Origin of the sequence: Pseudoalteromonas sp. 120-MNA-CIBAN-0494 (assembly GCF_040308885.1) — a bacterium.
GTDB classification, from domain to species: domain Bacteria; phylum Pseudomonadota; class Gammaproteobacteria; order Enterobacterales; family Alteromonadaceae; genus Pseudoalteromonas; species Pseudoalteromonas nigrifaciens.
Genome location: NZ_JBEOOE010000171.1, coordinates 1 through 264 on the forward strand (window position 1 = coordinate 1; position 264 = coordinate 264).

The following is a 264-nucleotide window of genomic DNA, read 5'->3' on the forward strand; positions in this document are numbered from 1 at the left end:
GTGTACGTGATCGTCTTGAAGATGAAGCGTATATGCTTTCGCAAATCAAAAATCCCTTAGTGCCAACATTTTATGGCTTTGAGCGAATAAAAAAACAAGGTATTTTGATGATGGCGCGCGCCATTGGTGAAGACCTTGAAAAAGTATCACTAAAGCAAGGGCGCTTACCGGCCGCCAAAATAATGAGCTTAGCGGTTAAATTAAGAAATGTGTTGCTTGATTTACGTCGTCATAAAAATGGTTTAAGCCCGCAGCCTATTGTAC

The 264-nt window shown here is 40.9% G+C and carries 1 pseudogene; it reads left to right on the forward strand.

Going from position 1 to position 264, the window contains the following annotated elements:
- Positions 1-264 (forward strand): annotated as a pseudogene (locus AAEY55_RS18405) (serine/threonine protein kinase); the annotation flags it as partial.